The sequence below is a fragment of the Frankia alni ACN14a genome (genome assembly GCF_000058485.1).
GTDB lineage: Bacteria > Actinomycetota > Actinomycetes > Frankiales > Frankiaceae > Frankia > Frankia alni.
Genome location: NC_008278.1, coordinates 31,879 through 54,695, shown reverse-complemented (window position 1 = coordinate 54,695; position 22,817 = coordinate 31,879). Strand labels below are relative to the sequence as shown.

17 protein-coding genes are annotated in these 22,817 nt (G+C 73.2%); 10 read left to right on the top strand and 7 right to left on the bottom strand.

Annotation, left to right across the window (positions count from 1 at the left end; all coding sequences use genetic code 11):
* Window positions 1-26: 26 nt before the first annotated feature.
* Entirely contained in the window at window positions 27-368 is a 342-nt protein-coding gene (locus FRAAL_RS00265; RefSeq protein WP_011601322.1) for an STAS domain-containing protein, read from the bottom strand.
* Window positions 369-472: 104 nt separating this feature from the next.
* On the bottom strand, window positions 473-2,137 hold the full coding sequence (gene pgi / locus FRAAL_RS00260; RefSeq protein WP_041938599.1) for a glucose-6-phosphate isomerase: 1,665 nt from the start codon (window positions 2,135-2,137) through the stop codon (window positions 473-475).
* A gap of 355 nt (window positions 2,138-2,492) precedes the next feature.
* Here pgi and FRAAL_RS00255 point away from each other — a divergent pair, with 355 nt between their 5' ends.
* From FRAAL_RS00255 to FRAAL_RS33635, 4 genes are all read left to right on the top strand, one after another.
* Window positions 2,493-5,171 carry a serine/threonine-protein kinase gene (locus FRAAL_RS00255; protein ID WP_231861437.1) on the top strand — a complete coding sequence of 893 codons (2,679 nt, stop codon included), beginning with the start codon at window positions 2,493-2,495 and terminating at the stop codon, window positions 5,169-5,171.
* A gap of 149 nt (window positions 5,172-5,320) precedes the next feature.
* The gene (locus tag FRAAL_RS00250; protein WP_011601318.1) at window positions 5,321-7,618 is read left to right on the top strand and encodes a serine/threonine-protein kinase; all 2,298 of its coding nucleotides are present in this window, start codon (window positions 5,321-5,323) and stop codon (window positions 7,616-7,618) included.
* Between the two features lie 276 nt (window positions 7,619-7,894).
* Window positions 7,895-9,478 carry an FAD-binding oxidoreductase gene (locus tag FRAAL_RS00245; protein WP_041938598.1) on the top strand — a complete coding sequence of 528 codons (1,584 nt, stop codon included), beginning with the start codon at window positions 7,895-7,897 and terminating at the stop codon, window positions 9,476-9,478.
* A 377-nt stretch (window positions 9,479-9,855) separates the two neighbouring features.
* Window positions 9,856-10,014 carry a hypothetical protein gene (locus FRAAL_RS33635; RefSeq protein WP_173402669.1) on the top strand — a complete coding sequence of 53 codons (159 nt, stop codon included), beginning with the start codon at window positions 9,856-9,858 and terminating at the stop codon, window positions 10,012-10,014.
* Between the two features lie 49 nt (window positions 10,015-10,063).
* On the opposite strand, the gene FRAAL_RS00240 is transcribed toward FRAAL_RS33635, so the two are convergent.
* The 4 genes from FRAAL_RS00240 to FRAAL_RS32575 all read right to left on the bottom strand — a co-directional run bounded on the left by FRAAL_RS00240 (window position 10,064) and on the right by FRAAL_RS32575 (window position 13,920).
* A complete protein-coding gene (locus FRAAL_RS00240) occupies window positions 10,064-11,059 on the bottom strand; it encodes an NlpC/P60 family protein (RefSeq protein WP_011601313.1) in 996 nt (331 codons plus the stop codon).
* Window positions 11,060-11,065: 6 nt separating this feature from the next.
* Window positions 11,066-11,758: a hypothetical protein gene (locus FRAAL_RS00235; protein WP_231861436.1), complete on the bottom strand. Its 693-nt coding sequence runs from the start codon at window positions 11,756-11,758 to the stop codon at window positions 11,066-11,068.
* 116 nt (window positions 11,759-11,874) lie between these two features.
* Entirely contained in the window at window positions 11,875-12,150 is a 276-nt protein-coding gene (locus FRAAL_RS35930) for a helix-turn-helix domain-containing protein (protein WP_011601311.1), read from the bottom strand.
* A 1,206-nt stretch (window positions 12,151-13,356) separates the two neighbouring features.
* Window positions 13,357-13,920 carry a hypothetical protein gene (locus FRAAL_RS32575; protein ID WP_157734312.1) on the bottom strand — a complete coding sequence of 188 codons (564 nt, stop codon included), beginning with the start codon at window positions 13,918-13,920 and terminating at the stop codon, window positions 13,357-13,359.
* A gap of 271 nt (window positions 13,921-14,191) precedes the next feature.
* Here FRAAL_RS32575 and FRAAL_RS32570 point away from each other — a divergent pair, with 271 nt between their 5' ends.
* The 6 genes from FRAAL_RS32570 (at window position 14,192) to FRAAL_RS00195 (ending at window position 21,847) form a co-directional block, all read left to right on the top strand.
* Window positions 14,192-15,487, top strand: a complete 1,296-nt coding sequence (locus FRAAL_RS32570; RefSeq protein ID WP_157891934.1) for a MinD/ParA family ATP-binding protein — start codon at window positions 14,192-14,194, stop codon at window positions 15,485-15,487.
* A 13-nt stretch (window positions 15,488-15,500) separates the two neighbouring features.
* Complete coding sequence (locus tag FRAAL_RS00215) at window positions 15,501-15,914, top strand: DUF6112 family protein (protein ID WP_011601307.1); 414 nt, start codon at window positions 15,501-15,503, stop codon at window positions 15,912-15,914.
* 69 nt (window positions 15,915-15,983) lie between these two features.
* Window positions 15,984-16,781, top strand: a complete 798-nt coding sequence (locus FRAAL_RS31060) for a DUF8175 domain-containg protein (RefSeq protein WP_011601306.1) — start codon at window positions 15,984-15,986, stop codon at window positions 16,779-16,781.
* On the top strand, window positions 16,778-18,160 hold the full coding sequence (locus FRAAL_RS00205) for a hypothetical protein (RefSeq protein WP_011601305.1): 1,383 nt from the start codon (window positions 16,778-16,780) through the stop codon (window positions 18,158-18,160). Before FRAAL_RS31060 ends, FRAAL_RS00205 begins: the two co-directional genes overlap by 4 nt.
* A 76-nt stretch (window positions 18,161-18,236) precedes the next feature.
* Complete coding sequence (locus FRAAL_RS00200) at window positions 18,237-19,739, top strand: SCO6880 family protein (RefSeq protein ID WP_011601304.1); 1,503 nt, start codon at window positions 18,237-18,239, stop codon at window positions 19,737-19,739.
* Between the two features lie 83 nt (window positions 19,740-19,822).
* The gene (locus FRAAL_RS00195) at window positions 19,823-21,847 is read left to right on the top strand and encodes a conjugal transfer protein TraC (protein WP_011601303.1); all 2,025 of its coding nucleotides are present in this window, start codon (window positions 19,823-19,825) and stop codon (window positions 21,845-21,847) included.
* On the opposite strand, the gene FRAAL_RS00190 is transcribed toward FRAAL_RS00195, so the two are convergent.
* The gene (locus FRAAL_RS00190; RefSeq protein ID WP_011601302.1) at window positions 21,814-22,794 is read right to left on the bottom strand and encodes an SCO6745 family protein; all 981 of its coding nucleotides are present in this window, start codon (window positions 22,792-22,794) and stop codon (window positions 21,814-21,816) included. The two genes, FRAAL_RS00195 and FRAAL_RS00190, sit on opposite strands and share 34 nt — an antisense overlap.
* Between the last annotated feature and the right edge of the window lie 23 nt (window positions 22,795-22,817).

The window sequence follows — 22,817 nt, the reverse complement described above, 5'->3', positions numbered from 1 at the left end:
ATTCAGCCCGCGCCGGGCCGGGCCGCTCAGTGTCGGCGAGCGGCCTCGCCGACGCGTAGGCGACCGTCCAGGCCGGTCTCGTGCACCAGAGCGGCGAACGCCGGGGTCGGCGAGGAGATCCGCAGCTCGCAGTGCACGCGGCGGAGCAGCAGATCGGCCCGGAGCAGGGCGGCGAGCCCCGGGATGTCGATCGAGCGCAGGCCCGCGACGTCCACGGTCACCGTCCCCCCGCCCCGGCCCAGCAGCTCGCCGATCTGCTCCCGGAACCGCAGCCGGCCGGCGGTGTCGAGCTCGCCGGCGAGCTCGATGACCACGTCCTCGCCCGACCGCCGCACGGACATGGTCAGGGCTCCGGCGTCGACCCGCATGCTGCCCGCCCCCCGAAATTCTCGTCACCGTGCGGGGCCGACCCCCCCGGAACTGTTACGGAGAGTAACATGGCGAGGTCGGCCCGGTGCCTGTCCGGCGGCCCTCAGGCGCCGCGCAGCCGCCTGATCAACGCGTTCGTGGAGCTGTCATGACGGGGCGCCGGGGAGTTCGGGCCCGTCAGCTCGGGCACGATCCGCCCGGCGAGCACCTTGCCGAGCTCGACGCCCCACTGGTCGAAGCTGTTGATGCCCCAGACCGTCCCCTGGGTGAACACCTTGTGCTCGTACAACGCGATGAGCTGCCCGAGCACGAACGGGGTCAGCTTCGGGGCGAGCAGGGTGTTGGTCGGCCGGTCGCCCGGGAACGTCCGGTGCGCAACGAGTTCCGGCGCCACCCCTTCGGCCGCCACCTCCTCGGCGGTCTTGCCGAAGGCGAGGGCCTCGGTCTGGGCGAGGAAGTTGGCCAGCAGCAGCGCGTGCTGGTCCGGACCGTCCGCCGGTCCCACGCCGGGGTGGTTCGGCTGGACGAAGCCGAGGAAGTCGGCCGGGACGATCGTCGTCCCCTGGTGCAGGAGCTGGTAGTAGGCGTGCTGACCGTTCGTCCCCGGCGTACCCCAGACCACCGGGCCGGTCTGTGTCCCCACGGGCCGGCCGGCGAGATCGACGCTCTTGCCGTTGCTCTCCATGTCGAGCTGCTGCAGATAGGCGGGAAAACGGTCGAGGTACTGGCTGTAGGGCAGCACGGCGTGCGCGGCGAATCCGTGGAAGTCGCGGTACCACACGCCGATCAGCCCGAGCAGCACGGGCAGGTTTCGCTCGAACGGCGCGGTCCGGAAGTGCGTGTCCAGTGCGGCGAACCCGGCCAGGAACTCCCGGAAGGCCGCCGGCCCGATCGCGATCATCACGGAGAGTCCGATCGCCGAGCCGACCGAGTACCGGCCGCCCACCCAGTCCCAGAACTCGAACATGTTCTCGGTGTCGATGCCGAACTCCGCAACCTTCTCGGCATTCGTCGAGACCGCGACGAAATGCCGGGAAACCGCGTCCTCCCCGAGGGCCGCCGTCAGCCAGGAACGGGCGGCCCGCGCGTTGGCGAGCGTCTCCAGGGTGGTGAACGTCTTCGACGCGACGATGAACAGGGTTCGCGCCGGGTCGAGGTCGACCGTCGCCTCCCAGACGTCGGTCGGGTCGACGTTGGAGACGAAGCGGACCGCGATCCCCCGGTCGGAGTAGTCGCGCAGCGCCTCGTAGGCCATGGCCGGGCCCAGATCGGAGCCGCCGATGCCGATGTTGACGACGGTGGTGATCCGCTCGCCGGTCGCCCCACGCCACGTCCCCGAACGCACCGTGTCCGCGAACGCGGACATCCGGTCGAGCACCCGGTGCACCTCGGGCACCACGTCCACGCCGTCGACCTCGATGCGGGTTCCCGCCGGGGCCCGCAGCGCCACGTGCAGCACCGGCCGGTTCTCGGTGACGTTGATCCGCTCGCCGCGGAACATGGCCTCGATGCGCTCGGCGAGCCCGGCCCGCCGGGCGAGCGCCACGAGCAGCTCGACGGTGCGCGCCGTCAGCCGGTTCTTGGAGTAGTCGAGATAGAGGCCGTCCGTTTCGGCGGTGAACGCCTCACCCCGGGTGGGATCGGCGTCGAACAGATCCCGCAGGGACACCTCGGACAACTCGCGCAGATGCGCCCTCAGCGCCGTCCATTCCTCCGTCGCGGTGATGTCGGGCGGAGCTGCCAGAGCGGCGGGCTCGGTTGTCGACATGACGTGGGACGCCCTTCCTCGCAGGTTCAACACGTTGCCGCCACAACCACCATCGGTGTCCGTGGCACGTCATCCGGACTCCTGCCCGTCATCCCGACACCTGTCGCATCATCCGGACCGTGGCGGCGCCGACACTCGTCGGCCCCAGCAGCATGCACATGTCGCCGATCCGACGTCACAGGGCGCCCCCGGACGGGCGGCCGAATGGGAAGGTCGTGGTCGTAGGATCGCCAGGAACCCGACGAAGGCGTCATTGCAGGCCAGGATGCCGCGGTCGGGACGGGGACGGCGGTGCGGCGGGCTGCCCGACGGCGTTAACGGACGGATCTGAACCTTGTTGATTGACAGATCACTCGTGGAGGCGGCGCTTCCGGGTTACACCGTCGAGGGCGACCTGGGCCGGGGCGGCTACGGGCTCGTGCTCGCCGGCCAGCATCGGCTCATCGGCCGCAAGGTCGCCATCAAGATCCTGCTGGACACCTCCGACGACGCCGATCTGCGCGCCCGTTTCCTGGCCGAGGCCCGGGTGCTGGCCGAACTGGACCACCCGCACATCGTGCGCATCCACGACTACGTGGAGCACGAGGGCACCTGCCTGCTGGTGATGGAGCTGCTCTCCGGCGGCACCCTCAAGCAGCGGATCAGCGCGGGTCCGGTGTCCCCGGAGACGACCTGCTCGATCGGCCTGGCGGCCGCCGCGGCCCTGGCCAACGCGCACACGCAGGGCGTGCTGCACCGCGACGTCAAGCCGGACAACATCATGTTCGCCGGGGACGGCCTGCTCAAGGTCACCGACTTCGGCATCGCCAAGATCTTCGACGGGGCGGAGACGACCGCCAGCGCGATCCTCGGCACCCCGCGGTACATGGCCCCCGAACAGATCATGGGCGTACGACTGTTCCCGTCGACCGACCTCTACGCCCTCTCCGGGGTGCTCTACGAGATGATCGCCGGCCGGCCCCTGTTCGGCCGCCAGATGGCGGTGCAGCCGCTCACCCACCACCACCTGACCATCATGCCGGAGCCGCTCACCACGGTTCCGCCGCCGATCTCCACCGTGATCATGCGGGCGCTGGCGAAGGACCCGAACGCCCGGTTCGCGGACGCGACCGACTTCGCCCTCGAACTCGCCCGCGCCGGCAGCCGGGCCTTCGGGCCGAACTGGCTGTCCCGGTCGGAGATCAAGGTCCGGGTGGACGACGAGATCCGCGAGGCGGCGCTCGGGGTCTCGACCACCCCGCGACCGCCGCTCTCGGGCGCGCCGGGCTACCCGGGCGGACCCGCCCGCGGATCCGGCCCGGCCCGCCCCGGCTACCCGGCGGGTCCGGGCGCGTTCGGCCACCCCGGCAGCGCCGGTGGCCCGGGCCGGGCCGGCGGACCCAGCGGCCCCGGCGGACCCGGCGGCCCGGGCGGACCCAGCGGCAGCGGAGCCCGGCCTGGACCTGGCGTGCCTGGACCGGGGCTCGCCGGATCTGGCGCTGGGCCTTCCGGAGCTGGGCCTTTCGGGGCTGGGGCTGGTGGACCGGGGATGGGCGGGCCGGGGATGGGCGGCTACCAGAGGCCCGGCGGCCACCAGAGGCCTCCCGGCGCCCCGGCCGGCTTCGGCGGCCAGCCGGGTTCCGGCGGTGGCCCCGGAGGGCTCGGTGACCCCGGCGGCCCCGGGTTCACCGGCGCCCCCACGGTGCGGGGCAACCAGGGGCCCGGACCAGGCGGGTGGGGCGGATACCCGCCGGGGAACACGCCCGCGCCGTACACGCCGCCGCCACGCCCCCTGGGCGGTGGTTACGGCGGCATGCCCGGGGCCGGCGGACCGGGCGGCGCGCAGTTCGGCCCGCGCCCGGGCGGCATGCCGCTCGACCCGACCCGGCAGGCCGGGCACCACCAGACCGCGGGCACGCGCATCCGCGCCTCCTGGATCATCGGCGGCATCGTCTTCGCCTTCGTCGTGGCGGCCACCGTCGGCATCGTCCTGGCCGTGGCGACCTCCGGCGGCGGAGGCGACGACCCGGTCGACTCGGCCGCCCCTCGGGTCGCCTCCGCGTACCGCGGGCAGGCGCTGTCCGTGCAGGGGCTCAGCCCGTACAGCCTCGCCCTCGAACCCGACGGGTCGCTGCTCGTGTCCAGCCTGGCCACGGACCGAATCCAGAAGATCACCCCGACCGGTGCCGCGGACGACTTCGCGGGCACCGGCGCGGGCGGGATCGCCGGCGACGGCGGCCCGGCCACCGCGGCCCAGCTTGACGGTCCGGGCTCCACCGCCCGGGACAAGGCCGGAAACATCTACATCGGAGACGCGAAGAACAACCGCATCCGCAAGGTCACGCCCGCCGGGGTGATCTCCACGGTCGCCGGCACCGGCACCGCGGGTTACAGCGGCGACGGCGGCCCGGCCACCGCGGCCCAGCTCAACAGCGCCGAGAAGGTGACCACCGGACCCGACGGCAGCGTGTACTTCTCCGACTACGACAACCACCGCATCCGGAAGATCGACCCGGCGGGGATCATCACGACGTACGTGGGCACCGGCGTCGCCGGCTACACCGGTGCCGGCGGCGCGGCAACCCAGGCGAGGATCGACGGCCCGAACGACATCACGATGACCGACGACGGCACGCTCTACTTCGTCGATCTCACCAGCGAGACCATCCAGAAGGTCACCCCGGACGGCATCATCAGCACGATCGCCGGCACCGGTGAGGCCGGCTACACCGGCGACGGCGGCCCGGCCCGGTCGGCCAAGCTGAACAAACCATCCCTGGCGATCGGGCCGGACGGGGAGACCTTCTACATCGCCGACTACAACAACAACCGGGTCCGGAAGATCGACCCGAACGGCATCATCACCACCATCGCGGGCACCGGCACCGAGGGCTCCGGCGGCGACGGCGGCCCGGCGACGGCCGCCCAGTTCAAGAACCCGAGCTCGGTGGTGGTCGACGGCAGCGGCGCCGTGTACGTCGCGGACAACGGCAACGACCGGGTCCGGCGCATCGACCCGGCCGGCACGATCGCGACGATCGCCCAGCCGGGCTGAGCCGGCCGTCCGGGGCCATCGCCCGGCCGGGCCCGCCCGGAGACGGGACGTGCTCCGAATTCTGCGGAAGGAAATCGACAGATGCCCACCATGACGGAGCGGCGTTTCCTTCCCACCGTGCACGGCGGGGTCCGCCCGTCCCGGACCCGATGACGGAACAGGTGGACACCGGCCGCGTGGCCGCCGCACTGCCCGGCTATGAACTGGGCGGCGAGCTGGGCCGCGGTGGCTTCGGCGCGGTGCTCGCCGGCCGGCACCGGCTCATCGACCGCATCGTCGCGGTGAAGGTGCTGCTGGACCCGGGCGGCACCAGCGGTGCCAGCGGTGCCGCCGGTGCCAGCGGTGCCGACGATCTGCGGGCCCGGTTCCTCGCCGAGGCGCGGGTGCTGGCCGGGCTGGACCATCCCCACGTCGTGCGCATCTACGACTACGTCGAGTGCGACGGGCTGTGCCTGCTCGTGATGGAGCAGCTCACCGGCGGCAGCCTGCGCCGTCGGAGCCGGCTGTCGACCGGTCCGGCGCAGGTGGGCGCGATCGGCGTCGCGGCGGCGGTGGCCCTGGCCGCCGCGCACGGGCGGGGCGTGCTGCACCGCGATGTGAAGCCGGACAACCTGCTGTTCACCGGGGACGGCGTCCCCAAGGTCACCGACTTCGGCATCGCCAAGATCGTCGAGGCGACCGCGGCGACCACGACCGGGCTGGTCGGCACCCCGCGGTACATGGCGCCGGAGCAGATCACCGGTGGGCGGCTCGGTCCGGGCACCGACCTCTACTCCCTCGCCGTGGTCCTGTACGAGCTGTTCGCGCGCCGCTCGCCCTTCCCGCCGGACCTGCCGGTCGCCGCGCTGCTGCACCACCACCTGTCGGTGGCGCCGCTGCCCCTCACCGAGGCGCCGGGGCCGGTCGCCGACGTGATCGCCTCGGCCATGGCGAAGGAACCCTCGTGGCGCCCGGCATCCGCCCTCGACTTCGCGGTGCGCCTGGCCGCCGCGATGACCGCCACGCTCGGCCCCGGCTGGCTGGCCGCGAGCGGCATCCCGGTCCGCCTCCCCGACGACGTGCTCTCCGCAGCGGGCCACCACCCCACCACTCCACGTCCCGCCGCCACCCCACGTCCCGCCACCCCACGTCCCGCCGCCGCGCCGCTTTCCGGCACCGCCCCGCTTTCCGGCAGTCCCCCCCACCCCCACGGCGATGCCGCGGCCGATCTGTACCGCACCGGCGCCCCCGCGCGAGGCGGACAGGGCCGACGGCGGGCGCGAGGGGCTGGCCGTCGGCGGCTGGTGGTCATCTCGGTGGCGGCGGTGGGTGCGCTTGCCGTGGCGGCCGGGCTGCTCGTCGGCCTCGGGGCGTTCGGCGGCGGGGACGGCGACCGGCGTCCCGCCTACGCCGGCGCGCCGGTCACCCTCGCCGGGCTGTCCGACGCCGGCGGCCTCACCCTCGGCGCCGACGGTTCGCTCTACCTCACCGACCCCGGCGTCGGCACCGGGCAGGGCCAGGTCGTCCGGCTCACCTCCGCCGGCCGCGCCGACCGCATCGGCGGCAGCGGGCCGCGGCCGACGCCGACCGGCGACGCACCATCACCGTCGCCGTCCCCATCACCGGTGATCGGTGACGGCGGCCCGTCCCTCGCCGCCGACCTACAGGACCCGGCCGGGGTGGCGGTCGGGCGCGACGGCGCGGTCTACCTGGCCGAGCGCGACGCCGGGCGGATCCGGCGGATCGGCCGGGACCGGGTCATCACCACGGTGGCCGGGGCCGGTCCGGACTATGCCGACGGGTTCACCGCGGACGTCGGCGACGCCACCAAGGCACATCTGGACGATCCGAGCGCCGTCGCCGTAGACGACGACGGGGTGCTGTACGTGGCGGAGGGATACCGGGTCCGGCGCGTCGAGAAGGGCCGGATCACCACGGTCGCGGGCAAGGCGACCGAGTACGGCTCGGCCGGCGACGGCGGCCCGGCCGTCAACGCGACGCTGTACCAGCCCAGCGGCCTGGCCCTCGGCGACGACGGGAGCCTGTACGTCGCCGACAGGGGCGAGGACACCGTGCGGCGGATCGACCGGTCGGGACGCATCACCCTGGTCGCCGGCCGGCCCGGCACCTACGGCAACCGGGGCGACGGCAGGGCCGCCACCGCGGCCCTGCTGGACGACCCCACGGGCCTCGCGCTCGGCCCCGACGGCTCGCTGTACATCGCCGACGCGGGCAACGACGTCATCCGCCGGGTGGACGGGCACGGAATCATCACCACCGTGGCCGGCACCGCCTCCTACTCCGCCGGCGACCACGACGGGGCGCTGGCCACCCAGACCCGGCTGAGCGATCCGGCCGGGGTGGCCGTCGACCCGACCGGCACGGTCTACCTCGCCTGCTCCGACGGGACCGTGCGACGGGTCGGGCGAGACGGATTCATGACGACCGCCCTGCGGCCGCCCGCATGACGACCCGCACCGCGCCGGGCCGTCCCCTCGTGTCCCGGCGCGCCGCGGCGGCCGTCCGGTCCGAGTTTCCGGGCCTGGGCGCTCGGCTCGGTGTCCGCACGTGGGCCTGGGCCGACCGTCGCCAGCCCACTCGTGCCGCCACAGCGCCGTCGCGATCTGGATTGGCATACCTTCGCCGGTAGACCTGCCTGCCGGTCAGGCCCGCCCGCCAGCCAGCCTCGCGGGCCCGGTCAGTCCTGCCAGGCCGGTCTTGTGGACGGCTCTCTGGGAGGACGCGTGGGCGGACCCGACCGCCGGTCGGTGTTACGGGCCGCGGGCGGCGGCGGGCTGGCGCTCGCCGGCGCCGAGTTCGGCAGCACGCTGCTCGCCGGGTGCCGAGGGGACACCAGCCCCGCCCCCTCCGCCGTCGACTGGCAGGCCCTCGACGCACGCCTGACCGGCCCGCTGCTGCGCCCGACGGACCCTCGATACGCCACGGCCAGCGTGCTGTTCGACCCGGCCTTCGACACGATCCGACCACAGGCGGTCGCCCAGGTCACCTCCGCAGCCGACGTCCAGGCCTGCGTGGAGTTCGCCCGTCGGACGGGGCTGCCGCTGACCGCCCGCGCCGGTGGGCACAGCTACGGCGGCTATTCGACGACGACCGGCCTGGTCGTGGACGTCACCCCGATGGCCGCGGTGGCCGCAGCACCCGGCCAGGTCGCGCGGATCGGGGCGGGCGCCCTGCTCGTCGACGTGTACTCCGGTCTCGCCCGGGCAGGGCTGGCGCTGCCGGCGGGTTCGTGCCCGACCGTGGGCATCGCCGGGCTCGCCCTGGGCGGCGGGATCGGCGTGCTCGGCCGGCGCTACGGCCTGACCTGCGACCGGATGGTCTCCGCCGAGGTGGTGCTCGCCTCCGGGGAGGTCGTGCACACCGACGCGGACCACGAGCCGGACCTGTTCTGGGCGCTGCGCGGCGCGGGCGGCGGCAACGTCGGCATCGTCACCTCGTTCACCTTCGCCACCCACCGGGCGACGCCGCTGGTGCTGTTCACCTACCGCTGGGCCTGGGATGGCGCCGCCGACGTGGTGTCCGCGTGGCAGGAATGGATCTCCGCTCCCGGCGGTGCGCCGGAGAGCCTGTGGTCGACGTGTGTCGCCTATTCCGCGCCCTCGGCCGGTGTCGGCGGCACCCCGACGCTGCGGGTGAGCGGGGTGCTCTCGGGCGGTGCCGGCGACGACGCGGTGGCCGGCCTGCGCGCGCGGCTCGCCGACCTGGTCGCCGCGGCCGGCCACCGGCCCACCGGGACCTACGTCACCACCCGGGGTCACCTGGAGGCGATGCTCATCGAGGGCGGCTGCGCCGGCCGCGCGGTCGAGGCCTGCCACCTGCGCGGCCGGTCGCCGGGTGGCACGCTGCCACGGGTCGCCCAGCGGGCCGCGTCGGCGTTCCTGCTGGAGCCGATGCCGTCGCGCGGCGTCGAGGTGATGCTGGGCGCGGTCGAGCAGCGCCAGCGGACCGCGGGGGCCGGCTCGGGCGGGGTGATCCTCGACTCCTGGGGCGGAGCGATCAACCGGGTCGCCCCGGGCGACACGGCATTCGTCCACCGCGGCGCGATCGCCAGCGCCCAGTACGTCGCCGGCTACGCCCCGAACGCCACGCCGGCCGCGAAGGAGGCCAACCGCCGCTGGCTGCGGTCCACCGTCGAGGCGACGGCGCCGTTCGTCTCCCGGTCCGCCTACCAGAACTACATCGACCCCGAGCTCGCCGGCTGGGCGCAGGCGTACTACGGGGCGAACCTGGATCGGCTGCGGCAGGTGAAGCGGGCCTACGACCCCGACGACCTGTTCCGCTTCGCGCAGGGCATCACGCCGGCCTGACCGGGGCAATGATCAATCACAACTGGTAGCCACCCCGTGCCAGGAGTCGACGTCAGCCGGCCCGGGGTGGCTTGCATCATTAGAGCCCATCCCATTCACGTCGCCAAGTGGCTACAGATGGTCATCTCACTGTCCGTTCAGTGTCCCGCCGAGGGGTACGCCGTGTCCGCGGCGGTGTCCGCCGGCGCGTCCGAGGACGGCCGGGGCTGCGCCTCACCCGGGCCGGGTGGAGAGGTGGCCGCCCGCCGGGGCGCCGCCCGTCCCTCGGCGATTCCCCTTGCGACGGCTACGCAAGGTGAGTACACACATGCTGTCGGTGACTTATCGACGTTGGTGTCCGTCCGGCCTTATCGGCTGGCTGTGCTGCGAGGTCCTGCATGAAGAGACTGATCTGGCCGTGGGGTATCGGGTTGTTCATCCTGTTCTTCGCGGTGACCGCCCCGAGTGACGCCGCTGACGTGGTGCACAACACCGTGGGCGTGCTGGGCGGGGTGGCCAACGGGCTGTCGGACTTCGTGTCCGAGGCCACCGCGTGAGCCGTCGCCGCTGCGACCGGCCGCCCGCGACATCGGGCGGCTGGTCGGGCTAACGGAGGTCCTTGGCCAACGGCCTGGTCACGGCGACGGTACCGGTCCAGTCCGAGATGTCGGACTCCACGACTCCCCAGCGCGCCCCCTTGGCCGCGATGACCCGGCCGTCACCGATGTACATGCCAACGTGGCCGGGAGCGTCGGCGGTGCCGTCGGTGCCCGGCGTGAACAGCAGGTCCCCGGGCTGTGGGTCGACTCCGGCGACCACCGGGCCGAACCGGAGCTGGTCGGTGGTCACCCGGGGCAGCTCGATGCCGATGTTCCGGTACGCGGCCTGCACGAGCGAGGAGCAGTCCCAGGAGTCCGGCCCGACCGCCCCCCAGACGTAGGGCTTACCGATCTGTGACTCCATGAACGCGACCACGGGGGCGATCGTGCCGGCGGGGATCTCCACGCCGAACTCGAGGGAGTCACCGTAGACCTGCGTCTGAGCGAGGATCGTGCGCACGTAGTTGCGGGTCTCGGTGTAGGGGGGGATGCCCGCGAACGCGAGCACCGCCCCGGCGCCGGCGTTGTAGGCGGCCAGCATCTTCTCCTGCCCGTCGCCGGGCACGGAGGCGACCGACGCCGCCACCGCGCAGTCGTAACGGGCCGCGGCCGGGATCGCGTCGGCGGGATTCCACACGTCGCCCTGGCCGTGGCTGGCCCAGGTCGCGGGCATGAACTGGGCGATCCCCATCGCCCCGACGGGCGAGCGGGCCTGCGGGTTGAACCCGGACTCCTGGTGGAGCTGGGCGGCCAGCAGGGCCGGCGTCACCTCTTCGCAGCCGGCGGCGTTCGCCGCATCCGTGATCAGCTGCACGTACTCCGCCGGGATGCCGTCGGCGTTCTCGATCGACTTGTTGCCCCGGCCGTGATCACCGACGAACGGCCCGGCGAGGGTCATGATCAGGACCGAGATCAACAGGATGATCCCACCGATGACGATCGCCGAGCCGGTGCCCAACCACACCAGCCACCCGGATCGGCTGGGCGGGAAGCGACGGGCCATCCGACCTCATCGCCCCGGCGCGTCGCCGGCGACGCTGGCGAGGTCCGCGCCGGCGACCCGCCACGTCCCGTCGGCCTGGCGCAGCAACGTCAGGGCCGGGGTGGACACGGTCGCCACCGGGGCCTCGTTGCCCGTCGTGCTCTCGCGACGCACGTTGAGCTGGAGCACGACGCGGCCCGTGGCGGTGGTGTCGATGCCGCCCAGGGGCGTGGTCGCCAGCACCGACACCTGCGAGTGGGCGCCGTGGGCCCGCAGATCCTCCCAGGCCCGCCCGTCTGCGCCGCCGTCAGCGGCACCGGCGGAGCCCGCCCCGAGCGAAGCCGCGAAGTCCTCGGTGAGGCAGTCCCGGGCCCGCTCGACGCCGGCCGACGGGCCCGCATCGGTCCGGGCGTCGAACGACTGCCAGCGGGTGAAGCAGTCGGCCGCGACCGCGGCCGGGTTCGTGCGGTCCACCTCGCCGGTCGCCGGGGCGGTCGCGGTGGCCAGTGGGGGCCCCGGGGCCTGGCTGGCACCCGCCGGCGGGCCGGTGGTCACCGCCGGACTCGGTGTCGGGTCCGCGACCCGGTCCAACGCCCCGCAGCCCGCCAGCACCACCAGCAACACCGGCACCACCAGCAGCGCCAGTGACACAGGCAGCGCCGGCAGCGCCGGCGGGAACAGCCGGGCACGGCGCGGCGGCGCCGAACTGACCTGGCTCACTGGCACGTCCGGACGCCGCTACGCCGAGCCGCCGTGGCGCCCGACCGCCGGCACACCGCCGGGCTCGGGGGCACCGCCAACGGCGCTCCTCGCACCCGCCCCTGCCACGCCGCCGGTCATTCCCGGCCGTCCAGCCAGTCCCGCACGCGGCCGCGGCGCACCCGCCACTGGTGGCCGACCTTGCGGGCCGGAATCGCCCGTTCGGACAGCAGCTTGAGGACCGTGCTCTCGGACAGGCGCAGCCAGGCGACCAGCTCGTCGACGGTGAGCACATCGTCGTCGTCGGCGGGCCGGACCGCGGGTCCGCCGGCCGCGGGCGCCGTACCCCCACCACTCGTGGCAGCCCCGACGGCACCCAGCCTGGCGGCCCCGCCGGTGCTGCCGCCGGACACCGACGGCCTGGTCTCCGGCGGGGACAGCGGCGGCGGCGCGAGCGGCGCGACCGGAGGCGTCGCGGCGGAGGATGCGCCGGCCGGCGTGCCCGGGGCGGTCGCGGACGGCATGCCCGCCGGGCCGCCGGAGCTCGCCCGGGGCCGGCTCGACCCGGTAGGGGCGAAGCGCAGGGCAGGCGATCCGGCCGGCGCCGTCCGGCCCGACAGGGGGGCACCCTGCGGGGCGCCCGAGCGCCCCGGACGGGCGGAAGGCCGGGGCGTCGCCATCGGGAAGCCGTCCTGCGCCACCGACGCTCCTTTCGCTCTGCCGCACGATTCGCGCCGCGTGAACCTGGCCGCCCCCGCCGGCCCCCGGCGCGGATCTTCCGCCGAACCCGCCACCGGTTCGCCTCGGTAATGGCGGATCGCACATCTCCGGTTCCGGAAGGTACACCGACCCATCCGTTGTGGGTAGCCTCAACCAGAGCTTGTCATACTCGAATGGCTCGTGTTACATCGATCCGACCGCAGCCGAAGGCAAGTAACCGTAAGTAACCTTAACTGGCACTAGCTAACCTGTAGAGAGCCGGGAGGGCGACGGCGCGTGAGCGATGTGCCACAGGCACCGTACGGTGAGGAAGGCGACGCGCGGCCCGTTTCGCTCATAGGAGCCCGCATCCCCACGTCGGCCTCCCGTTCCAACCGGCTGCCTGACCGAGACGACCAGTACGGGCGCGACGAGTCGTCGACCGCCGAGGACGCCGAGTCACCTCCCTACGCGCGTTCAGGGCGCCGGCGGCATCGGCGGCGCGGCGGGCCGGACTCGCCGCAGCCACCCGACGAGGCGTGGCAGAGCGAGGCCTTCCACCTCGATGATGCGACATCCGCGACCGAACCGGGTGCGGACCGTGCAGGCGCCGCGGACGCCACATCCCCGGCGGAACCGCCGGGTGCCGGGCGCGGCAGCCAGCCCGCGCCGGGCGCCGAGCCGGCCGAGGAGCTCCGGCGTGCGCGCGGCAGCCTGACGCGCCGTGCCGGCCGGCCGGCCGCCATCGCGCCGCGCAACCAGGCAGACCCTTCCCGCCGCCCGGCGCCGCCCGCCGGCGCCGACGGCGCGGCCCCGGAGTCGTCGCGGGACCTGGCCGCCCCGTCCCCGGCAGACGGTCCCGACCATGCCGTCGGCACCGGCACAGGCACACGGACCGCGGGCTCCGGCCCGGGGGCCGGTCACGGCTCCGCAGCCGCCCCCACCGACGCACTCGCCGCAGGTCCCGGGCCCACCGCGATCCCCCCGCACACCACCGGGTCGCCGCCCCTGCCCGACGCACCTGTCGGCGCGACGCCCCCCCGCAGCCGACCGCCCAGGGCTTCGGCTCCACCGCGGGCGGCCACCCGCCCGGTCTCGGTCGGGAGACTCCCGGGGGCCCCCGATGCGGCACCCCCGGAGCAGGGCGATCGAGCCGTCACCGCCGTGCCGACGCCCGCGACCGGCCCGATCGTGGTGACCGACTCGATCTCCGTGGGCGACTCCATCCCCGGGACCGATTCCGTCGCCGTGACCGATTCCATCGCCGTGACCGGCCCGATCGAGGTGGCCGCCCCCACCGCAGTGCCCGGCTCCGGCCCGGCGGCCGCCGCCCCGCCCGTCCCCGTCACCAGGCCGGCTCCGACCGAGCGAACCATCGCCGCCACCGGACCCGTCGCCCGCTCGGCCCCGCCGACGCCCAGCCGTCTGCCCGCCGCCCCGGGCCCGATCCCCAGCCGCACGCCCACGCCCGCGCCCAGTCGCACGAGTCCACCGAGCCGATCGGCGTCGTCGACCCCGAGCCGGACGCCGACCGCGCCCCGTCAGGCCTCGCCGCCCATCCCGCCCCGGGCGCGAGCGGCGGAGGGCGGCCCCGCGGCACCCGCCACGCCAACCAGCCACCCGGGTTCCTCGAAGCCGGCCCCGTCCACGGGGTCCGCCCGCACCCCGGCGCTGGCGCCGACGCCCGCAGCGGAACCGGCGCCTGCGCCGCGGACCGGGCGCCCTCCTCGTCCCTCCCGCGAGGCGGCCGTACCGGTGGCGGACGGGCCGGGCTCGGCCCGCCGACCGGAACCGGACGGTCCGCTCAGGCCGTGGCAGGAGTCGCGCCGCGGCGCGGACGGCCTGCAGCCACGGGAGGAGATCCCGGTCCGGCTTTCGGTCCGCGACCGGGCCCGCATCCCGCTGCCGGGCTCCTGGCGGGTCACCGTGACGTCGCTGTTCCCGTACTCGGGGACGACGACGCTCACCGGTGTGATCGGCCTGACCCTGACGGGGGTGCGAGCGCATCCGGTACTCGCCGTCGACCTGTGGCCCGGGGAGAGCACGGCCGGGGGCACGGCAGCGGCCTCGGACGGCGACGAGGACGAGCCCCGCGGCGACCCGCTGACCAGTCGGGTCGGCTCCGCGGGGACGACCACGATCACGGACGTCGTCCGGCACCAGGCCGCCGACGGATCCGCCGCGCAGCTGCGCCTGATGGTCAGCGGCCGCCGTCCCGGGGGCGCTCGGGACCTGGACGTGCTGCCGGTCCGGCCGGACGCCGGCCAGATCACCGCCGGCTCGCCAGCCACCGCCGGCTCGCCAGCCGCCGACGACGGCCCGCTGCGACAGGACGCGCCCGCGGTCCCGTCGGACGCCCAACCGGTCAGCCCGACCGGACTGCGCTCGGCGTTGGGCCTGCTCGCGCACTCCTACCCGCTGGTCCTGGTCGACGCGCCGACCGGGGCTCCACTCACCGAGGCCGCGGTGGAGGCCGCCGATCTCGTCGTCCTGACGACGCTCGCCACGGCGGCCGACCTGGAAGCGACCCTCATGCGGTTGCGGGCATTCCGTGAGGGGCCGGGTCGGCGGGCGGCCCGCGACGGGGGGCCGCCGATCGTCGCGGCGATCGTCGCGCCGCGCCGCGGCCGGCCGTCGCCCCGCACCCGAGCGGCCGCGGCACGGCTCGGCCGACAGGTCGACTCCCTCGTGCGCATCCCGTATGACGCCCGACTGGACCCGAGTCGGCATACGCCGGTCCGCATCCCACGGCTGCGCCGACGTACTCGCCGTGCCTACATGCGACTGGCCGCGGCCACCGTGGAAAGCCTGTTCGCTCTGGCAAAGGCCGAGGTAGCGGCCCCTGCGGCGGCTGGCGAGCGGCTGGCGCGGACCTCACCCGAAGCCATCGGCCCGGTCACCGCACGTGCCGAGGCCGACGCGACCAGCGGCACGACGAGCACTACCGCGGATCACCCCACGCCGCCAGGCGTATCATTCGGCGACCTACGGTCACCAACGGCACCCTCAAGGATCGCCGGACCGGATCGTCCGGGCGGACCCCGCCCGTGAGAAAGGAACCGCGATGATCCTGGACGCCGCCGCCAAGGCGACCGTCATCCTGGCCGACGTGAAGGTGAACCCGGACGACACCAAAGCGCCCGGCATCAACGCACTGAAAGACCTGGTCAACGGCCTGGCCGCCTATGCGGTGATCGCTGCCGTCGCCGCCGTGCTACTCGGCGGGATCGCCTGGGCACTCGGCGAGCGGATGGGACTCGAACGGGCTTCGACGGTCGGAAAGAGCGGCGTCATCGCCGGCTTCGGGCTCGCATTCCTCGTCGGCGCCGCCGCGGCCTTCATCAACTTCTTCCTGGCGACGGGCGCAACCGCCACCGCACCCGCGCCCAACCCCGGGGGGCATCGCCCACCCGCCGTCGTTGTCACCGTCGCCGTTGACCCCGGCGTGGTCCATGACCCATCGTCAACGCTCTTCTGACCGGTTCCCCGGGTACCGGCGGGCGGACATTGCGATGATGACCGTGCCGTCTTGTGAGGGGAGTGGGCGTTGCCGGGCCTGATGGAGAGTGTGGCCAGACGCCTGATCATCATCATCGTAGCCACTGGCACGGTGAGCGTGATCGGCGGATTGGTGATCGGACGCTATGTCATCCCGGACAAGGGCGCGAGCCCAGACACCGCCTCAGTCGCGCCCGCACCCAGTACGACGCCCACCCCGAGCCCGGCGGCAATAGCACCCACCCCCACCCTGGTCCCAAAACCAGACTCCGCCGAGGGGAAACCCGCGGACTCGGCCAGCACCAGCCAGATCCCCGGCCTCCCCACCCGCATCAATGAATTCGGCATCCCGATTGGGTACCCTCGTACCGAAGCCGGTGCAGTGAGTGCCTGCGCGAACTACGATGCCATCACCGGGACATTGCGAAATCGCGAACCTTCCCGAATTAGAATGATGTACGATTCGATCGCGCTCCCTGAATCCTCTAAGCGGATTTCCGATACAATCATTAAGAATGACAAGGATAGCGCCAAGGCATACGGTGTCCCGTCAATTCAAAGTCCCGACTTCAGTCTAATCGGACGAGGAATTGGTTACGCAGTCAGATCCTATAATGACAATGAAGCAAATGTAACCATCTGGGGTACCGTGGCGTTCGGCATTTATGGGAATTCGGACCCCAATCTAGCGCCCCGACAGGGGTGGGGGACGGACTTCTGCCAGATCGTTTGGCACGAGGGGGACTGGAAGCTTAAGGATGCGGGCGACGGCCCCGCGGAGCCGGATATCACACAGCGCGCAGCCGAAAGTTTCAAGGAATTTCTATTGGTCGGAGCTGGCACGTGACCGCAGGTAACGAAGTTCTTGCCGCATCATTTAGCTCTCTGAATCCCCTAAATGGAATCAAGCACGCGATTTCGGGGAGTGTGGATGCCTACTTCGATTCGATGGGGACGGCGTTCTGTGGGATGGCCGCGGACCTGTCGAGTTCTGTGTTCAGTTTCGCGGCGCAGAAGACGACCATCGACCTGAAGGCCGACTACGTCGTCGAGAACTACAACATCGCGTTCGGGGTCGCGGTGCTGATCGTCACCGGCCTCTTCCTCTGCGCCTGCATCATGGGGGCGGTGCGGGGTGACCCGCACATCTTCGTTCGGGCGCTCGCGGCGACCGGTACCTCGATCCTGGGCTCGTTCATCGCGCTTGCCCTGCTTCAGATGATTCTGACCGCCTCGGATGGAATCGCCGACGCCTTCGGCAACGGGAAACCGCTGGGATCCGACCTCGTGGCCCAGGTACGAGCGCTACCCGAACAGGGCAATTTCGCCCTCGACCTCGTGCTGTCGCTGCTCGTCGCGATGTTCTCGTTCGCGCTGTTCGTGGTGCTCTACATCCGCAAGGTCGCGATCATCGTGATGGCGGTCTTCATCCCGCTCTACCTCGCCGGACAGCCGACGATGTCGACGAGCGCCTGGCTCAAGCGTGCCACCGAACTTCTCCTGGCCCTGATCTTCGCGAAGCCAGTCATCTATGCCATTTTCACGCTCGGCGCCGGGATGGCCAGCGACTCGACGGGGTCCACGGTCGATCAGACCCTGACGATCCTCGGCGGGACCGTGGTCATGATTGCCGCGGTGTTCGCCCCGTTCGTCCTCATGCACCTGATGGGATTCGCCGACGTTCATCTGATGCGCGCCGTCGGCTCGGCCGGCCGGCGCAGCGCCGCGTCCTTTGGCCAGGGAGCGGGCGCACTGCTCGGATCGACGTCCCGGGAGACCTTCCGCGGCATTGGCGCTCGGCTGCAGACGCGTAATCGAGGCGTCCTCGGAGACACCGGCGGCATCGGGGTCGAGCCCGGACTCGCTCGCCCGGCCGCGCTACGGACCGGACGCGGCGGAATCGGCGCGCCCGTGGGCGGGTCCTCCCGGGCCGGTGCCGCGACCGCGTCAGTGCGGGGCTCCGGCGGCAGGCCCCGGACCGGCGGCTCCGGCGCAGGCGCGGCCGTGCGGCAGCCGGCCCGGACGGGCGGCCCCAGCCGGACTGCCGTCCCGGTCGGCGCCGGCGCCGGCGCCAACGGTGCGACCCGGACTGCCACCCGCGTCGCGCCGGCCAGGAACGGCGCGTCCCCGCGGACGAGCCAGGCCCGGCCGCCGGTCGCGCCGGCAGCCCGACCGGCCGCGGTTGTCGCACCGAAACTGCCCCCGTCCCGCACCGGCGGTCAGTGAGCACGGCACGCGAACAGGCCGCACCGGGCGGGCGGCCGGCACCGCGCAAAGGATCAATCGGCGAGTGAGGTAATAGATGGTCGCGGAACGCAGCTATCGGTTCGGACCGCTCGAACGCGGCGGCGTCATGCTCGGCATGCGCTGGCCGCAGCTCGCTCTGATGATCGGCGTGATGCTCTGCGTCCTCGGCGCCCTCCGGTCACCGTTGGTAACCATTCCGATCTGGGTGCTGCTCGCGGTGGCCCTGCTGTTCGTCGCCTTCGTCCGGGTGGAGGATCGTAACCTCGACCAGTGGGTGCCGATCCTTTTCGGCTTCACGATGCAGAAGGTGACGGGCGAGACGGTGTTCCGTGGCGCGTTCTTCCGGCTCGGCGCCGGGGAGGACCAGCTCAGCCGCACGGTCCTTCCCGGGCCGCTGTCCTCCCTGGTGATGTTGTCCGTCCCGGTCGGCGGCGGGCGGTACGTGGCGGTGGTGAAGGACGCCAAGAAGCAGACCTACACCGCCGTCCTGCAGGTGCAGGGCAGCCAGTTCGCCCTGTTGGAGTCCGGTGACCAGCAGGCCCGGGTCGACGCCTGGGGTGAGCTGCTGGCCGGGTTGACGGCCGGCGGCGGCAAGCTGTCCCGCATCCAGTGGCTGGAGCGCACCCTGCCCGACTCCGGGGACCAGCTCCAACGCCACTGGCGGGTCCGCGGCCATCACGACGACTCCTGGGCCGCGGACGCCTACCAGCAGGTCATCGACGCCGCCGGTCCCGTCGCCCAGCGGCACGAGACGTACCTGTCGTTCCAACTGCGCGCCAAGGACGCCCGCCGGGCGATCCAGCGGGCCGGCGGCGGCGACCAGGCGGCCTGCGCGGTCCTGCTCGGCGAGCTGCGCACGATGGAGGCGGCGCTCGCCCGAGCGTCGATCAACACGGTTGGCTGGCTGCCCCCGCGGGCGCTGGCCGCGGTCATCCGCACGACCTACGATCCGTACTCGATCGAGATGATCGATGCTCGCGGCGGGGCGAGCACCGACCTCGCCGGCGGACTGAAGGGCCTGGCGTCCGGCATCGATCCTGCGGTCGCCGGGCCAGTGCGGACCGTCACCGCATGGGATCACTACCGCACGGACTCGGGCTTCCACACCACCTACTGGATCAACGGCTGGCCCCGGGTGCCCTCGCCCGCAGCCTTCCTCGCCCCGCTGCTGATGGAGACCACCTGCCGGCGCACGGTGTCACTGGTCGTGGAGCCGCTGCCCGGCCGGAAGGCGGAGAAGGCGGTGAACCGGCGGCGGATGGCGCACCTCGGCGAGCAGCAGATGCGGGACAAGGTCGGCAAGGTCACGACACAGCGGGACGTGGCCGAGGCCGACGAGGTGGAACGGCGCGAGCAGGAGCTGATCGCCGGTTTCGGGGCGTTCCGCTTCCACGGTTTCGTCACGGTCTCCGCCGACGATCTCGACGGCCTCGCCGACGCCTGCGGCGAGGCCGAGACGCTGGCATCACGCAGCCGGCTGGAGATGGTGCGCCTCGTCGGAGAACAGGACCAGGGCTTCAGCGTCGGGGCTCTACCGTTGGCGGTGGGAGTGGCGTGATGAACGGCAACGGCAACGGAGCGGTCAACGCTAACGGAGCGAGTCCCGATCCGGCGAGTTCGGCTGGCGGCCGTGGCGGCTTCGTGCCGATCCCAGTCGGGTACCCGACGGGTGACCTCGCCTCCGCGGTGGCCGGCCCCAAGGGGGCCACCCCCGAGGCCACCTACGAGACGAACGGATACGGCGGCGTCGGCGACGAGGTCGGTCACGACGGCCAGCCCGGTTACGACGGCCAGCCCGGCTACGACAGCCGGCCCGGGTACGACGACCAGACTGGGTACGACGGCCAGCCCGCATACGACGAGGCGGGCTTCGAGGATGCCGGCTTCGACGACCTCGACCCGCCCAGCTACGACGAGGCCGGCTACGACCCGGACGGCTACCAGGCCGCGGCGTACGAGGCGGCCGGGCACGACCCGGGACGTGACGCCGAGGGCTTCGTCGACCTGGGGGGCGGTCCGCGCCGGCGCCGGGCGACTCCCCCGCCGCCCCCCTCGCCCCGCCGGGGCCGGCGGGCGGAACGGGCCGCCGCCGCGGCGGAGAAGGCCGCGATGCGCCGCGCCCAGGCGGCGTTGCGCCGCGGCGCGCAGCCCTCGAAGCTGCTCGGCCCCTTCGCCGGGCGTGCCTTCCACCGGATGCGGCTGCCCGCGCACATGGAGACGACGGCGCAGATCGCCGGCATCTACCCGTTCGTGGTCGACTCCGGGCTGGCCGCGCCCGGGATGTACATCGGTCGGCACGTCTGGTCGGGCAACTCGTTCGACTTCGACGTCTTCGAGCTCTACCGCCAGCAGGTCATCGAGAACCCGAACTTCGCCGTGTTCGGCGCGGTCGGTTCCCGCAAGTCGGCGCTGCTCAAAACGCTGATCTCCCGCGGCGCGGCGTTCGGCTACCAGGCGGCGGTGCCCTGTGATCCCAAGGGTGAGTACACCCGGCTGGCCCGCCGGCTCGGCTGCGAGCCCACCTACATCGGTCCGGGCATGGCGACCCGGCTCAACCCGCTGGACGCGCCGCCGCGCCCCCGGGGCATCGCCGACGCGGACTGGGCGCGGGAGGTCAAGCGGGCCAGGTCGTCGCTGCTGTCGTCGCTGATCGAGACGGCGAAGGGCGTGCCGCTGACCCCGGCCGAGCACACCGCCGTGGATCTCGCCCTCGACGTCGTCACCCGGCAGATCAGCGGCACCTCGCCGGAACGCTGGGCAACCCCGCTGCTCCCGCACGTCCTGGAGGCGATGACCGATCCCGCCGAGGAGGACTGCGTCAACCTGCCGATGACGGCTACCGAGCTGCGCGACGCCTCCCGGGACGCCACCCTGACGCTGCGCCGGCTCACCCACGGCGCGCTCGGCGGCCTGTTCGACGGGCCGACGACCTCCCCACTGGACTTCGACCGGCCGATCGCCGTGCTCAACCTGGAGCGGGTCCAGGGCAGCGACGAGATGATCGCGCTGATCATGACCTGTGCGCAGGCGTGGATGGAAGCGGCCCTGATGCGCCAGGACGGCGTCCAGCGCTACGTGGTCTACGACGAGTGCTGGCGGCTGATGCGCTTCGCGGGGCTCGTCCGCCGGCTCTCGGCGCAGCAGAAGCTCGCCCGCCAGTGGGGCTGTGCCAACGCGATCGTCGCCCATCGCATCTCCGACCTGCTGTCCGCCTCCCCGGACTCGGTGGAGATCGCCAAGGGCCTGCTCGCCGAGACCGCGATCCGCATCCTGTACAAGCAGGCGTCCGACCAGATCGCCGACACCCAGGAGGCGCTGGGGCTCACCGACGTCGCCGCCGACCTGCTGCCGCGGCTCGATCCGGGCTTCGCGCTGTGGCTCATCGGCGCCCGTGCCTTCTACGTCGAGCACGTGGTCGGTGATCTGGAGATCCCGGTGGTCCTGAACGGGTCGAAGATGCACGGCGAGGTCGACGACACCAACCTGACCCCGGACGACCTCGACCCGGCGGAGCTGGACCCGCCGGATCTCGGTCCGGGTCGGCTGCGCCGCGTCGGCGCCGAAGGCGTCGCCGACGACGCGGGGTTCGACGGCGACGCGTTCGGCGAGGAGCCGTTCACGGGAGGCTACGGCTACCCCTCGGTCGAGCCCAGCTCCACCGGCTGACGCAGATCCGCCGGCTGGCCCAGATCCGCCATCGCTCGCTCGGAGGACGGCGGCCAGTCCAACCCGATGGGGTTGGGCCAGGTGAACCCGCCACCCAGCGCCGCCCGCTCGGCGAGCCCGTAGAGCGTTGCGTACAGGTCACCGAGCTCGTCTGCGCTCAGGGCCAGGTAGGGGGTCGACGCCAACTGGTCGGTGGCGTCCTCGATCCCGGCCCGGGCCTGGGCGCCGCGCTCGGTCAACGCGCCGTCGGCGGTGAGCCAGCCCCGGGCGGCGAGGTTGTGGACCGCGTCCGCCCACTCCCGTTCGTTCCAGCCGCGCGAGATCCGTAGCTGCTCGCCGGGGCTGCGCCCGGTGGCCGCGGCGAGAACCAGCGCCTCGCACGGGCCGACCTCGGCGTGCACGAGGGCCGCGATGTGCCCGTCGCCCCGGTGCTCCCGCAGCGTCGTCAGTGCCTGCCAGAGCGCCAGGTGCGGCTCGGCGGGAAGCGGCAGGGCGGCGTTGGCGGCGGCGAGCGGCCGCCCGGCGGTGACCGCGGCCGCCGCCGCCCGGCCGGCGAGCGCCGCGGCGCGCCGCACCGCCACGCCCGTCGTGTCCAGCCCCCACAGCTCGCGCAGGACGGCGTCCATCGCCGCGAGGCGGGCGTCGAGCAGCCGGGCCGGCGAGGAGTAGGCCCAGACGTCGGGCACCGAGCGTGCGATCCGCCGCGGCGCGAAGTTGTAGAACGCCGAAGTGATCGTCGCCGCGGACGCGGCCCCGAGCGGTGCGGCCCGCATGCCGATGTACCCCATCCAGAAGCCGTGGGAGCCGGCCTCCTCCCCGAAGCGGCGGACCGCGGGGTGGAAGTAGATGACCGCGTGGATCGGCTCCCCCACCTCCCAGATCCGGCGGGCGTCATAGGCGCCGGCCGCACCGACACCGCTCACATCCGTCTGTCTACCGTCGCCCATGCAGTTCCTCCCGCGGGTGAGTC